The following is a 13,887-nucleotide window of genomic DNA, read 5'->3' as shown; positions in this document are numbered from 1 at the left end:
CTGGCGATAATGGGGTACACCCAGCTACTTATAAACTTTGTCTTTTTTCAAGCTATTTCGAACACACACCTTATATCTTCATCAATTTTTGTTTTATATATAATTTCACTTTTATCAATAATGGCTGCAGGTTATGTTTATAACGATTTTAAAGATTTTAAAACGGATGTCGTTAATAAACCAAAAAAATTAATAGTTACAACTTTATTTACCATCGAAAACACCCAAATTATATATAAAATATTAAATACAATTGGTATTTTATTTGGTGTTCTATTGGCTCTTCAACTAAAAAAACCTTCTGTTGCATTAATTTTTATTGGAGCCGCACTTCTTCTTTATTTTTATTCGAAAAAATTAAAACAACTTCCACTTATTGGTAATATTGCAATTTCTTTTTTAATAAGTTTTAGTATTCTAGTTCCCCTATTTTTAATTCCGGAACAAGCAATTTATATTTCCGATTCCGTTTTTGAATTATTCATTTTAGGTGTGCTCGCTTTTTTTGCTTTTTTCATAAACTTAGTTCGAGAAATTGTTAAAGATGTTCAAGATATAAAAGGTGATTATATGTTAAATATGAACACGTTACCAATTATTATAGGTAGAAAAAGAACTTTAAAAATCGCTTCTTTTTTATCTTTATTTCTTTCTATTGCTTTAATGTTTATTATTTATAAATATGTCTTAATATACAAGGCCGCGAGTTTTTATTTGATTGGTACATGTATGCTACCTCTACTTTATATTAGTTATAAATTACCAATTGCTCGTACAAATTCCGATTTTCGTTTTTATAGTAATTTACTTAAAGTAATTATGTTTTTAGGAATCAATTCCCTTATATTATTGCCTTTATCATTTTAACTATGCTTCAAGATAAATTTAAAAACCAAGAAATAATATTAGCTACTGCTTCCCCTAGAAGACAAGAATTATTTAGAGCTTTAGACATTCCTTTTAAAATTAAGATTAAATCTATTGAAGAAAATTATTCAAATAATTTAAAGGCAGAAGAAATTACTAATTATTTGGCTAAAGAAAAAGCAATTGCATTTGAGAATGAAATAACTGAAAATCAAATTATTATAACAGCAGATACCATTGTGTGGTTTGATAATGGTGCATTAGAGAAACCAATTAATAAGGAACATGCAAAATTAATGCTCCAACAATTATCGGGAAAGTCACATCAAGTTTTTACGTCCATTTGTATTAAAACTAAAAAAATTGAGAATGTTTTTTTTGATGAAACATTGGTCTTTTTTAAGGAGTTTTCTGCAACTGAAATTGAATATTATGTAGATAAATTCAACACCTTAGATAAAGCTGGTGGTTACGGGATTCAAGAATGGATTGGCTATATAGGGGTTACACGTATTGAAGGAAGTTATTACAATGTTATGGGATTACCTGTTCATAAATTGTATGAAGAATTGTTAAAATTATAACCTCTTATCGGCTATTATCATTACTTTTGACACGATTTTTAATAAATAACAAAAATGAAAAAATACACCTTTACAGAGAAAAAAGATACAAGATCAGGTTTTGGGGCTGGATTAGCAGAATTAGGGGATACAAATGAAAATGTGGTTGCCTTGTGTGCTGATTTAATTGGATCTTTAAAAATGGAAAAATTTATTGAAAATCACCCTGAACGATTTTTCCAAATTGGAATTGCAGAAGCAAATATGATGGGAATAGCTGCAGGTTTAACAATAGGCGGAAAAATACCGTTTACGGGTACATTTGCTAACTTTTCAACTGGACGAGTGTATGACCAAATTCGCCAATCTATTGCTTATTCTGATAAAAATGTAAAAATATGTGCTTCTCACGCAGGTTTAACATTGGGTGAAGATGGTGCAACACATCAAATATTAGAAGATATTGGGTTAATGAAAATGCTTCCTGGAATGACCGTAATTAATACATGTGATTATAACCAAACTAAAGCCGCAACCATTGCTATTGCAGCACATCACGGACCTGTTTATTTACGTTTCGGTAGACCAGTTGTTCCTGTATTTATGCCAGAGAACGAAAAATTTAAAATTGGAAAAGCTATTCAATTAACTGAAGGAACCGATGTTACCATTGTAGCTACAGGTCATTTAGTATGGGAAGCATTGCAAGCAAGCGAACAATTAGAAGCCATGGGTATTAGCGCCGAGGTAATTAATATTCATACCATTAAACCTTTAGACGAAAAGGCAATTTTAAAATCAGTTTCAAAAACAGGTTGTGTAGTAACTGCAGAAGAGCATAATATTATTGGTGGTTTAGGAGAAAGTATTTCTCGAACTTTAGTTCAAAATAAATTAGTCCCTCAAGAATTTGTGGCCGTAAACGATAGCTTTGGAGAGTCTGGTACACCAGCACAATTAATGGAAAAATATGGATTAACCGATAAAGCAATTGTTGAAGCTGTTAAAAAAGTTATTGCTAGAAAATAAAGATATTTATACTGCGTTATCTAAAAGTAACTTTAAATGAAATTAAAATGAAATTAAGAAATCTATTTTTAGGTTTAGTATTGTCCCTCGCCTTTATAAATGCAAATTCTCAAAACGATTTTGGAATTAAGGCTGGTTTAACCTACAATTCGAATGGTGAGTTTAAGGATGCAACTGAAACTATTATTGACAATAAAGGTGGTCAAAAAACGGGTTATAATATCGGTTTTTATGGAAAAATAAATTTAGGTTCCATCTATTTAAGACCAGAATTTGTATATACAAAAACCACTAGTGAATATGAGTTAAATAGCACTTCTGTTGAAGATTATGACATGTCTAAAATTGATGTTCCCGTCTTGATTGGAATAAATTTGTTAGGACCTTTAAAAGTATTCGCAGGTCCTTCATTTCAATATATTTTAGATAATGATATTAACGGACTTACATTTAATAAAATGGAGCGTGACTATACAATAGGATTAAATTTAGGAGCTTCATTAGATTTTGGTAAATTTGGAGTTGATGTACGTTATGAACGATCTTTTAACTCAAATGAAGTAGAATTTATTGATAATAATATTCAGAATAGAACCTTTACTTTAGACTCTAGACCAGAACAATTGATTTTTAGTTTATCGTATAGCTTTACCAACAAAAAGAAAGCATCATAGATTTTATTTTTAAAAAACAATATAAATCCCTCCTTTGTGAGGGATTTTTTATGTTACTATTATTCATTTTAGTTTCATTTTAATTTAAAGTTCTTATATTTAACATGCTAAAATTCAAAAAAATATTCTTATGAAAAAAATTACTGGATTATTTTGTTGTTTGTTGTTGTTTCATATTTCATTAACCGCACAGGAATTTGTTGTTGGATTAAAAGGTGGAATAAATTATAATGCTATTGGTGAATTATACCATATTGGCACGGCTAATGGTGGTGGTAATAATGTTATTCCAACTGAAGATTTTTATTATCAGGCAGATAAAGATTTAGGAAATCATTTTGGACTTTTTTTAAACATAAAATTTGATAAAATTTTTATCAGATCAGAAATGAATTTTACAACAGCAAAAAATAGTTATCCATTGTCTCAAAAAATTGCAAATTGGAATTCTTCAAAGGTAGATATCCCTATATTATTGGGTGTTAGACTATATGATCCGATATGGATTTATGCGGGTCCAATTTTTAGTGTTGTATCTGATATGGAACTTGAAGGAGTTGAATACCCTATTGTTTTTAATAAATCATCGTTTGATGTTGGAATAGGTTTGTTAGTAGATTTTGGAAGATTTGGTGTTGATTTTCGCTATCAGTATGGTATTAGCCCCGTTGATTTTCAACGAGTTGATATTGTAAGATCGATTTATGGTACCAATGTCGCTCATTTGCTTGAATATAATTCAAGTCAATTATCCATAAGCTTGCACATAAATCTTTTAAAAATAAATGGTTCTGAAAAACGAAATAGAAGTGGATCTGGATGGAGGAATCACCAAAATTTATAGCATAAAAAAACTCGCAAATTGCGAGTTTTTTTATGCTAATTATCTTTATCTAAATAGTTTGGAATGCCATCATTATCGGTGTCGTCATTTTCAAGATTTCCATCTCCATTGGCGTCTTCATTTTTAGTAAGCCTTCCATCTCCATCATCATCGGCGTCTAAATAATTTGGAATTCCATCCTTGTCGGTATCATCATTTTTAACATTTCCATCGCCATCTCTATCTTCTAAAATTGATAAAATGGTATCATTATCGTGATCAGCTTTATTTACATCTCTCAAAGTAATTTGAAAAATTAATGGCGAATTTTGTGGGATTATACTTTGAAAAGAATTTCCATAAGCCAATCCTGAAGGGATGAATAAAATTCCTTTTCCATAATTTTCATAATAAAATGATTCATCAGGTCTTATAACCTTTGTTCCACCCTTAAAGTTAACAAAACCATAGCTCCAACCATCAATTACATTGGTTAGAGACAACCATAATCTGTTAGAACTAGAGTCGAAAACGGTGCTATCTAATAACATTCCTGAATAAGTTGTTAATACAGAATCCGCTCTGGTTGGAGAAAAACTAACCCCTTCACTTTGTTTTAAAAAATATAATTTATAATCAATATCATCTTTTGTAATATTTTGAACTTGCACTTGACTCATTAAAGGAGTCTCACCATTTTTAATAGTCCATATTCCTCCATCAACAGCATTTAAATAGTGTGTTTCTAAATATTTTACTAAGGCAGCATCGTCTTCAATTGCTTGCTGTGCTGCATCAAAATTGACTTTTACATCATCTTTTTTACAGGCAAAAATTGCGATACCTAACAATATTAATAATCCAAAATTCTTAAATTTCATTTAATTAAATTTTAAGGCCGCAAGATACTATTTTACTACCTTTGAAAAAAGATAAAAATTGAATTTTAACGTTATTATATGAGAGTTGATAAATTTTTGTGGTGCATTCGTTATTTTAAAACAAGAACTATTGCTACAGAAGCTTGTAAAAAAGGACATATTAAACTGAATGGAGATAATTTAAAACCATCTAAGTCTGTAAATAAAGGAGAAAAACTTGTTATAAGAAAAGATCAAATAAATTATCACATTGAAATAATTGACTTTCCTGGTAGCCGAGTTGGAGCTAAATTAGTTGATTTGTACCGAAAAGATATAACACCACAAGAAGAGTTTGATAAAATGGAATTATTAAAATATTCTAAAGATTTTTATAGAAAAAAAGGAAGTGGCAGACCAACCAAAAAAGATCGAAGAGATATAGAAGAATATAGTGATGATGAAAATTGATTTAACAACTAAAAATGTATTAATTGGGGGAAGCACTCAAGGTTTAGGTAAAGCAATTGCTTTACAAATGGCGGAGTGTGGTGCTACTGTTACGTTAATGGCCAGAAATGAAGGAAAGCTTAGTCAAACCTTAAAAGAACTGAACATACAGCAAAATCAAAAGCATAAGTACCTTGTTGTTGATTTTTATGATTTTGAGGCATTTCAGAATACATTATCAACCTATTTTTTAACAAATAAAGTTGATATTTTGGTAAATAATACCAATGGGCCAGATGCAGGTGGAGCTTTAGAAAAAACTATAGAAGATTACCAAAAAGCATTTGATTTACTTTTTAAAACGACTTGCTTTGCTACTATGCTTGCTATTGAGCAAATGAAATTAACTAATTATGGTAGAATTATTAATGCAACTTCAATATCCGTAAAAGAACCATTAGCTCATCTGGTTTTAAGCAATACTATACGGGCAGCAGTTGTGGCTTGGGCTAAGACATTATCTAGCGCAGTTGCACCATATGGAATAACGGTTAACAATATATTTACTGGAATTTTTGATACAGAGCGTATTCAACAATTAAATGAATTTCAAGCTATTAAAAATAATATTACCCCAGAAGAACAACTTGCTCAACTTATCAATCAAATTCCTATGAAAAGGCTAGGTGAACCAAAAGAATTTGGCTTTTTAGCTTCGTTTTTAGCCTCAAATGCGGCATCTTATATTACAGGAGCAAACATTCCAATTGATGGTGGTTTTTTAAAATCCATTTAAATTATGTTGGATTCATTTAATAAAAGGTATTGGGAAGAAAAATATGAATCAGGTCAAGCGGGTTGGGATATTGGTGCAATTTCAACGCCGCTGCAAGCATATATAGATCAACTTACCGATAAGGATATCGAAATACTAATTCCAGGTGCTGGAAATAGTTATGAAGCTGAATATTTATTTCAACAAGGATTTAAAAATGTCACTATAATTGACATAGCCAAACAACCATTGGATAATTTCAGGGATAGAACTCCAGATTTCCCTGAAAAGAAATTGATTCAACAAGATTTTTTCGAACATTATAAAACATACGATTTAATTATTGAACAAACTTTTTTTTGTGCATTAAACCCTTCATTTAGAGAAAAATATGTGACTAAAATATTTGATTTATTGAATAATAAAGGAAAATTGGTTGGTTTATTTTTTGATTTTAAGCTGACAGATGAAGGGCCTCCGTTTGGCGGAAGCTTAATTGAGTACCTTCAACTATTTAACAACCAGTTTAAAATTTTGACGTTTGAAAAATGTTATAATTCAATTAAACCTAGAGATGGAAATGAACTTTTTTTAATTGCAAAAAGAAATTAAAAATTAAACTTATCTAAAATCAATCATCGATTTTTTATCTTTGATAAAAATATATTTTATATGGAGCAATCAATTATTTTAACCAACGAACAAATTAATAATAAAACAAAAAGAATTGCATATCAATTGTATGAAAATAATTACAATGAAAGGGAGATTATTATTGCAGGCGTTAATGGTAATGGTTTTATTTTTGCATCTAAAATAGCAAGGATTCTTGAAGAAATTTCTCCTTTAAAAGTAGTTTTATGTGAAGTATATATTGATAAAAAAAATCCTTTAAAACCCGTAAGTACAAGTCTTTCAGATGTTCAGTATAAAAATAAATCGTTGGTTTTAGTAGATGATGTGCTAAATTCAGGGACTACACTTATTTACAGCATAAAACATTTTTTAGAGGTTCCATTAAAACGATTTAAAACAGCCGTTTTGATAAATAGAAATCATAAAAAATATCCGGTAAAAGCAGATTATAAAGGAATTTCTCTATCAACATCTCTTTTAGAACACGTTAATGTTGTTTTACACGAAGGGAAATCGTTTGCAGAGCTTAATTAGGTATACGTTCTTTTATTTCTAAACAGATTTCATCAATAGTTTTTTTATCAACAGAAACGGTAAAATCTGCTTTTTGATAATAGTTATTTCGTTCAAATAAATGTTTTGCGATATATTCTTTTAATAATTCAGGATCTGTAAAATCAGCTATCAAAGGGCGTTTTGAAATCTCTTTTTTTACTCGATTAAATATAGTGCTTACACTTGCTTTGAGGTAAAATGATAAAGATTGTTCTTTTATAAATTCAATATTTTTACCATAACAAGGTGTGCCCCCACCGATAGATATCACTGTGTTATTGACTGTGTTTAATAATATTTGTAAATATTCTCCCTCCCTAATTCTAAAATAAATTTCTCCTTTTTCGCTAAATATTTCAGAAATAGACATTCCTTCATTAGTTTCAATAAATGAATCCAAATCTATATAGTCTAATTTTAACGCTTGAGCTAACTTCTCACCAACAACCGATTTTCCGCTTGCCATATAACCTAATAAAACTATTTTCATATTTGTAGGGTTGTTATTTTAAAAGAGTATACAAATATCGGTCAAAAAACAATACAAAAAAACTTGTATTTTTAATATATGATAGTATATTTGCACTCGCTAAGAGAAAGAAATGACCTGGTAGCTCAGTTGGTAGAGCACCTCCCTTTTAAGGAGGTGGTCCTGGGTTCGAGCCCCAGCCCGGTCACTAAGGAAAGTTGAGCAAATTGCTTAACTTTTTTTGTTTGCACACCTATGCGCGTGTGGCGGAATTGGTAGACGCGCCAGCTTGAGGGGCTGGTGTTCGCTTAGAATGTGCTGGTTCGAATCCAGTCACGCGCACAAAAAAAAACTTCTGTTGAAAAAAAATAAAATTGAAATTAGTGTCTTTTTTATTGTTTTAAATTTTTCTTTTGTTTTTTCTCAAGAATGGAAAAATTTAAAAACATACCAAAACGAAACTAACAAAATAATATTAGATCAAGGTTGTTGGTTAAAAAAGGATAGAATTAATAATTCTACAATATGGAATAGGGCAAATCAATTCAATTTATCTCAAGAAAACGGCTTCTTAAAATATAGTACCGTTAGCCAAATTAGAGATTTTTATGTATGGTTTGATAATGAACGTCTTAAACAAGGACATGATATAAAGTGGATTGGAATTGCAGCAATTGCAATTGATCAATTTTCAAAATTAGAAAATAGGTTTATTCAGATCTTCATAGTTCGAAATAAAGAACTCATTTTATTTGGTCAAAAAGGGTCTCTTTCAGTTTTTGAAGCTACTTTTCCATTCTTAAGAAATGTCTATTTTTCACCCTCAAAAATTACTGGAATTGAAGCAGTTCGATGGGATGAGGCACAAGGAACAAACGAACAATGTGTCGTTTTAGATCCTTTATATAACAATTTATCGGATAAAGCATTTTATAAATTGGAAAGAATGGCCAACAGAAAAGGAATTTATTGTTTAGGAGTTCCTAAAAAATTTAAATTTGAAGGTGATTTAAAAGATTGCCAAACAAGAATAGATTTTGGTCTTAACAAGTTACTTCCAATTTATTTAAATAGTAAGTAATTTTAGGTTCTGTGTAATTTTAATACTAAAAACAATAAAATTTGGCTCATACAATAAGCATTCTTGGTTATGGTTGGGTAGGAAAACCTCTTGCTGTACTTTTAAATTCAGTTGGTTATGCAATTAATGCATCAACCACTACTCCATCTAAACTGAATGAAATTGAAAAAATTGGGAATCCTTTTTTAATTAATGTTGAAAACGACTTAAACATTGATTACACTTTTTTTAAAGCTGAAATCCTTATCATAAATATTCCATCAAAAAATATAGGAAGTTTTAAAAACCTTATTTCTATTATTGAAAATTCAAGCATAAAAAAGGTCATTTTTATTAGTTCAACTTCGGTTTACAACAATTCAACTAAAATTATAACTGAATATTTTCAAACTAATAATTCTAATTTGGCACTAATTGAACAACTTTTTATAGTGAACGCCAATTTTACTACAACCATTATCCGTTTTGCAGGATTATTTGGCTACGATAGAAAACCAGGTAACTTTTTTAAAAATGGAAATGCTATTCCAAATCCTGATGGATTTGTAAATATGATTCATAGAGACGATTGCATTGTAATAATTTCAAAAATAATTAAAAATGGAGTTTGGGGGGAAACTTTTAATGCTTGTGCTGATATGCATCCTACTAGACGAGATTTTTATACAAAAGCAAGTGTTGATATAGAGTTGCCAGTTCCAATATTTAATAAAAACTCAAGTAGAGAAAATAAAATTATATCAAATAAAAAGTTAAAACAACTATTAAATTATGAGTTTATATACAGTAATTTAATTGGATTCAATTTCAACAGTTTAGATTGTTAAAAAATATAAAATCTTAACTTTAAAATGCTATTGCTTTTTTGGAGGCATTGGTCCCCTTAAATGAACTATTAAGCCATTTAAAAAATTTCTTAACATTTGATCTCCACATTCCATATATTTTGGATGATCTTCACTTCTAAACATAGCGTTTAATTCACTCTTAGAAATCTTAAAATCGACCAAGGCACATATATTTACTATATCTTCATCTCTTAATTTATGTGCAACTCTCAATTTTTTAAAAATATCATTATTATTTAATCCCATTTTAATTTAATTTTAAATTAATAATTCAATATTGCAGCTTCAGCACAACGTTCACCATCCATAGCAGCCGAAACAATTCCTCCAGCGTACCCTCCACCTTCTCCACATGGGAACAATCCAATTATTTCAGGATGTTGAAAATGCGATGTTCTTGGTATTTTAACTGGTGATGAAGTACGAGACTCTACTCCAACCACATTGGCTTCTTCTGTATAATATCCTTTCATTTTTTCTCCAAACGCAACAAAACCCTTTCGCAATCTTCCACCTATAATTTTAGGCAGTAAGGAATGTAATGGTGCAGAATTCAATCCTGGCTGATACGATGTTGAGTTTAATGTATTTGATAATTTTCCATCCACAAAATCTGTTAATCTCTGAGCGGGCGCAACCTGACTTCGACCTCCTGAATTAAAAGCCAATTTTTCCATGTCTTTTTGAAACTCTAATCCTTTTAATACTCCAAAATGATTGTAATTTTTTAGATCCTCTTCTACATTAATTTCAACCACAATTCCAGAATTAGCATAAAGGCTATTTCTTTTAGATGGAGACATGCCGTTTACAACAACCTCTCCAGGGGCAGTTGCTGAAGGAACAATAAACCCGCCTGGACACATGCAAAATGAATAGACACCTCTATTATTTACCTGTTGAACCAAACTATAAGAAGCCGCTGGTAATAGCTCATTTCTTTGATCTTGACAATGATATTGAATGGAATCTATGATATGTTGCGGATGTTCAACTCGAACCCCCATTGCATAAGATTTTGCTTCTAACGCAATGTTTTTACGGTGTAATAAATAGTAAATATCTCGTGCTGAATGCCCTGTTGCTAAAATTACCTTTTCAACAGGAATTTCATTACCATTTTTCAATTCTAATGAAGTTAACTTACTGCTTTTAATTTTAAAATCGACCACCCTGCTTTCAAAATGAATTTCACCTCCAAATTTTAAAATAGTTTCTCTAATATTTTGAACCACTTTTGGTAGTTTATTTGTTCCAATGTGTGGATGAGCATCTACTAAAATTTGTTCTGTGGCACCATGATGCACTAAACTTTCAAATATTTTTCGCACATCGCCTCTTTTTAAACTTCGGGTATATAATTTTCCGTCAGAATACGTTCCCGCACCTCCTTCACCAAAACAATAATTTGAATCTTCATCAACAATATGAAATTGATTTATTGCTCTTAAATCACGTCTTCTATCCTTTACGTTTTTCCCTCTTTCTAAAATAATAGGCTTAAAACCTAATTCTAAACAGCGTAGCGCAGCAAACATTCCAGCAGGTCCAAAACCTATAATATGAACAGGTTTTGCCTGAGAAACATCTTTATAATCAAAATTATAGGTAGAAGATTCTGGTAAATTTTCTTGAATATAAACTGCAAGTTTGTAATTAAAATAAATAGTTGCCTTTCTGGCATCTAACGATTTTCTCAATACTTTAACAGCATTTATTTCATTCAAATTTAGGTTTAAAAACTCGGCAGCTTTTAAATTTAAAATTCCCGAAGTTTTTTCTTCTAAAAGTGTTACTCTAATTTGAATTTCTTTAACCATTTTGCAAAGTTACTTAAAATTAGAACAACCTTTTTTTAAATAAAATCTTTATTGATTTATAAGTCGGTAAATAAAAAGAGCTGTTCTTTTGGTAAGTGCCTCAAACGTTTTTAAATTAATTGTTTCTTTTGGTGTATGCGCACCATTTCCCATAGCTCCAAGTCCATCCAAACAATCAACATATTCTGCAACAAAAGAAGTATCGGCCGCTCCTCTTTTTCCCGGATCATACGCAATAACTTCACCCTGATTTAAATCTAAACTAACTTTATTCAATGTTTTTAGCAATTGATAATTTCCTTCGGTTGGCGCCATAGCTGGATAACTATCCATAAAAGAAATAGTAGCACTTGTTTGTGGTAAATTTTGAGTAGTGATTTCTCGCATTTTAATACGAGCATTTTGCTTTTGTTCTTCCGAAATAAAACGCAATCCACCTTCAACCATTGCTTTTTGAGCCACAACATTTGCTTTTCCAGAAGCAAATGCATTACTCGTTTTAGAGTCGATTTCTGCAACAGTACCACCAACTAAAATACCAGGGTTAAAAGTTAAAAACTCTTCTCCTTTTACTTCTGTATAAAACGCATTTAAAATCCTTGATAATTCAAATATTGCACCGGCCCCAATCCGTTCATTAAAAATACCAGAAGAATGAGCTTGAACTCCTTCAACTTCAACTTTCCAATCCGATGATCCCCTTCTGGCAACTGTAGCGTAGTTAAATCCAGTTGAAGTTTCAAAGCCCAAGGCAATATCACTTCTTTTCGCCGCATCTATTAATTCTTTCCTACTTATAGAAATTGGATCTCCAGTGCTTTCTTCATCACCTGTATAAGCCACAATTATTTGTGCATTTTTGAGTAACCCATTTTCTTGCAAGGCTCTTAAGGCATATAAAATAATAATGTTACCACCTTTCATATCATTTACCCCAGGACCAATTGCAATACTGTCATTCAATTTTTCATACTTTTGAAAAGGACTATCTTCTTCAAAAACAGTATCTAAATGGCCTATTAATAACAGTTTTTTGCCTTTAGTTCCCCTAGTTTCAGCAAATAAATGCCCTGATCTATTCATTTCTGTGGGCATTTCAATCCAATTTGTATTAAAATTAATAGATTGAAAAGCATCTTTAAAAACCATTCCAACTTTTTTAACACCCTCAGGATTTAAAGATCCACTATTGATGTTTACAACAGTTTCTAAAAAAGAAATTGCTTCAGCATTATTTTTTTCAACAGTAGATAAAATCTTTTTTTCTGTTTTTGAAATAGTTTGGGCTGATATTTGAAGTGTAATTGCAAAAATCAAAAGAGAGGTAAGTAATTTCATTCTGTTTATTTTTTTTAAATGTACATAAAATTATGAATTTAAAAAATTTGAATGTAGCGTCTTTCTTTTGATTTATTTAACTTTTATTTTCGCATTAAATACCTATAATTGCATATGCAAAAGAAACTATTAATTATTGTTTTATTTTTAATTTCATTCAAGAGTTTTTCACAAGAAACTAAAGTTAAAGATACTGGAAAGACGGTCATTAAATTGGCTATTTTTTTAAAGGGTCAAGTTGTTAACCATGGTACAAATGAAACCTTAAAGGGTGCCCATTTGTTCAATTTAAATTCAGTAATAGGTACTGTAACTGATGATGAAGGGAGGTTTGAATTAACAACAAAAGCAAATGACACCATTTATATATCCTATTTGGGATTTCAATCTATTAAATTAAAAATTACGAACGATCTCTTAAAAGGAAATGAATTAGTGATTGCTTTGCACGAGAAAGCAGAGCAAATTAGAGAAATTGTTGTTAAATCGCATAAACTAATTGGTGTTTTAGAGATAGATGCCAAAAATGTTCCTCAAGACAAATATGCTAGAATTCATATCAATGGTTTACCTCAAACATACGAAGTTGGAGCAAGTAAACGAAAAGAATTTAGTTCGCCAATTGCGGCACTTTTTCAACCAATTGACTATGTTTATAATTTGTTTGGAAAAAAGCCACAACAATTAAGAAAGTTAAAAAAGTTAAAAGAAGATGGAGCTTTAAGAACCATGTTAGAAACTAATTTTAATCGGGAAATTATGATGGAATATTTAGATATGACACCTGATGAACTGAATGAATTATTGAATGAATGCAACTACTCCGACTATTTTATAAATGCAGCTAGCGATTTGCAACTAATTGAAGCCGTGCTACTTTGCTATGAAAATCATAAAGCAATAAAAAAAGGGAGTACAATTAAAGAAACTAATAAGCAATAAAAAAAAGCAACCTCAAGTAGACTGCCCCCAAAAAGTTAGACACTATTTGGGGGTATTTTTATGGAAAGAAAAGTGAAATATGATTACACATTTAAACTTGAATGTGTAAAATTAGTATTAGAGAAACATTATTCATGTTTATTAGTTTCAAAGCAGA

Annotated in this window: 17 protein-coding genes and 2 tRNA genes; 14 read left to right on the top strand and 5 right to left on the bottom strand. The window is 30.2% G+C overall.

Annotated features, from left to right (window positions below):
* Positions 1-9 precede the first annotated feature (9 nt).
* The 5 genes from Q8S45_RS07735 to Q8S45_RS07715 all read left to right on the top strand — a co-directional run bounded on the left by Q8S45_RS07735 (position 10) and on the right by Q8S45_RS07715 (position 3,977).
* Positions 10-867 carry a UbiA family prenyltransferase gene (locus tag Q8S45_RS07735; RefSeq protein WP_305603229.1) on the top strand — a complete coding sequence of 286 codons (858 nt, stop codon included), beginning with the start codon at positions 10-12 and terminating at the stop codon, positions 865-867.
* 2 nt (positions 868-869) lie between these two features.
* Complete coding sequence (locus tag Q8S45_RS07730) at positions 870-1,451, top strand: Maf family nucleotide pyrophosphatase (RefSeq protein ID WP_305603226.1); 582 nt, start codon at positions 870-872, stop codon at positions 1,449-1,451.
* Positions 1,452-1,505: 54 nt separating this feature from the next.
* Positions 1,506-2,459, top strand: a complete 954-nt coding sequence (locus Q8S45_RS07725) for a transketolase family protein (protein ID WP_305603223.1) — start codon at positions 1,506-1,508, stop codon at positions 2,457-2,459.
* Positions 2,460-2,506: 47 nt separating this feature from the next.
* A complete protein-coding gene (locus tag Q8S45_RS07720; RefSeq protein ID WP_305603220.1) occupies positions 2,507-3,133 on the top strand; it encodes an outer membrane beta-barrel protein in 627 nt (208 codons plus the stop codon).
* Positions 3,134-3,263: 130 nt separating this feature from the next.
* On the top strand, positions 3,264-3,977 hold the full coding sequence (locus Q8S45_RS07715; RefSeq protein ID WP_305603217.1) for an outer membrane beta-barrel protein: 714 nt from the start codon (positions 3,264-3,266) through the stop codon (positions 3,975-3,977).
* Between the two features lie 35 nt (positions 3,978-4,012).
* Here Q8S45_RS07715 and Q8S45_RS07710 read toward each other — a convergent pair whose 3' ends face one another.
* Positions 4,013-4,837 (bottom strand): FKBP-type peptidyl-prolyl cis-trans isomerase, encoded by an 825-nt coding sequence (locus Q8S45_RS07710; RefSeq protein ID WP_305603214.1) that lies wholly within the window; start codon positions 4,835-4,837, stop codon positions 4,013-4,015.
* Between the two features lie 78 nt (positions 4,838-4,915).
* Here Q8S45_RS07710 and Q8S45_RS07705 point away from each other — a divergent pair, with 78 nt between their 5' ends.
* The 4 genes from Q8S45_RS07705 to Q8S45_RS07690 are packed head-to-tail and all read left to right on the top strand — an operon-like array spanning position 4,916 to position 7,211.
* Positions 4,916-5,287 (top strand): RNA-binding S4 domain-containing protein, encoded by a 372-nt coding sequence (locus tag Q8S45_RS07705; protein WP_305603212.1) that lies wholly within the window; start codon positions 4,916-4,918, stop codon positions 5,285-5,287.
* The gene (locus tag Q8S45_RS07700) at positions 5,274-6,062 is read left to right on the top strand and encodes an SDR family oxidoreductase (RefSeq protein ID WP_371132997.1); all 789 of its coding nucleotides are present in this window, start codon (positions 5,274-5,276) and stop codon (positions 6,060-6,062) included. The genes Q8S45_RS07705 and Q8S45_RS07700 overlap by 14 nt, the downstream gene beginning before the upstream one ends.
* Before the next feature lie 3 nt (positions 6,063-6,065).
* Positions 6,066-6,653 (top strand): methyltransferase domain-containing protein, encoded by a 588-nt coding sequence (locus Q8S45_RS07695; RefSeq protein ID WP_305603210.1) that lies wholly within the window; start codon positions 6,066-6,068, stop codon positions 6,651-6,653.
* A 60-nt stretch (positions 6,654-6,713) separates the two neighbouring features.
* Positions 6,714-7,211 carry a phosphoribosyltransferase domain-containing protein gene (locus Q8S45_RS07690; RefSeq protein ID WP_305603207.1) on the top strand — a complete coding sequence of 166 codons (498 nt, stop codon included), beginning with the start codon at positions 6,714-6,716 and terminating at the stop codon, positions 7,209-7,211.
* Here Q8S45_RS07690 and Q8S45_RS07685 read toward each other — a convergent pair.
* Positions 7,204-7,722, bottom strand: coding sequence for a shikimate kinase (locus Q8S45_RS07685; protein WP_305603204.1), 519 nt, complete (start codon positions 7,720-7,722; stop codon positions 7,204-7,206). The two genes, Q8S45_RS07690 and Q8S45_RS07685, sit on opposite strands and share 8 nt — an antisense overlap.
* Before the next feature lie 114 nt (positions 7,723-7,836).
* On the opposite strand from Q8S45_RS07685, the gene Q8S45_RS07680 reads away from it, so the two are divergent.
* The 4 genes from Q8S45_RS07680 (at position 7,837) to Q8S45_RS07665 (ending at position 9,609) form a co-directional block, all read left to right on the top strand.
* Positions 7,837-7,909, top strand: a tRNA-Lys gene (locus Q8S45_RS07680).
* A 49-nt stretch (positions 7,910-7,958) separates the two neighbouring features.
* Positions 7,959-8,043, top strand: a tRNA-Leu gene (locus tag Q8S45_RS07675).
* 16 nt (positions 8,044-8,059) lie between these two features.
* Complete coding sequence (locus Q8S45_RS07670; RefSeq protein WP_305603202.1) at positions 8,060-8,782, top strand: hypothetical protein; 723 nt, start codon at positions 8,060-8,062, stop codon at positions 8,780-8,782.
* Positions 8,783-8,823: 41 nt separating this feature from the next.
* Positions 8,824-9,609 carry a dTDP-glucose 4,6-dehydratase gene (locus Q8S45_RS07665; protein ID WP_305603200.1) on the top strand — a complete coding sequence of 262 codons (786 nt, stop codon included), beginning with the start codon at positions 8,824-8,826 and terminating at the stop codon, positions 9,607-9,609.
* A gap of 27 nt (positions 9,610-9,636) precedes the next feature.
* Here Q8S45_RS07665 and Q8S45_RS07660 read toward each other — a convergent pair whose 3' ends face one another.
* From Q8S45_RS07660 to Q8S45_RS07650, 3 genes are read right to left on the bottom strand one after another with little or no spacing between them, the layout of a single operon-like run.
* Positions 9,637-9,876, bottom strand: coding sequence for a DUF1456 family protein (locus tag Q8S45_RS07660; protein ID WP_305603198.1), 240 nt, complete (start codon positions 9,874-9,876; stop codon positions 9,637-9,639).
* A gap of 17 nt (positions 9,877-9,893) precedes the next feature.
* A complete protein-coding gene (locus Q8S45_RS07655; protein ID WP_305603195.1) occupies positions 9,894-11,450 on the bottom strand; it encodes an NAD(P)/FAD-dependent oxidoreductase in 1,557 nt (518 codons plus the stop codon).
* Positions 11,451-11,498: 48 nt separating this feature from the next.
* A complete protein-coding gene (locus tag Q8S45_RS07650; protein WP_305603192.1) occupies positions 11,499-12,788 on the bottom strand; it encodes a M20/M25/M40 family metallo-hydrolase in 1,290 nt (429 codons plus the stop codon).
* A gap of 114 nt (positions 12,789-12,902) precedes the next feature.
* Between Q8S45_RS07650 and Q8S45_RS07645 the strand changes: the two genes are divergently transcribed.
* Entirely contained in the window at positions 12,903-13,730 is an 828-nt protein-coding gene (locus tag Q8S45_RS07645) for a carboxypeptidase-like regulatory domain-containing protein (protein ID WP_305603190.1), read from the top strand.
* Positions 13,731-13,887: the final 157 nt, after the last annotated feature.

This window comes from Lutibacter sp. (genome assembly GCF_030692605.1).
Taxonomy (GTDB): Bacteria; Bacteroidota; Bacteroidia; order Flavobacteriales; family Flavobacteriaceae; genus Lutibacter.
This window is presented reverse-complemented; position numbering and strand designations above follow the sequence as displayed.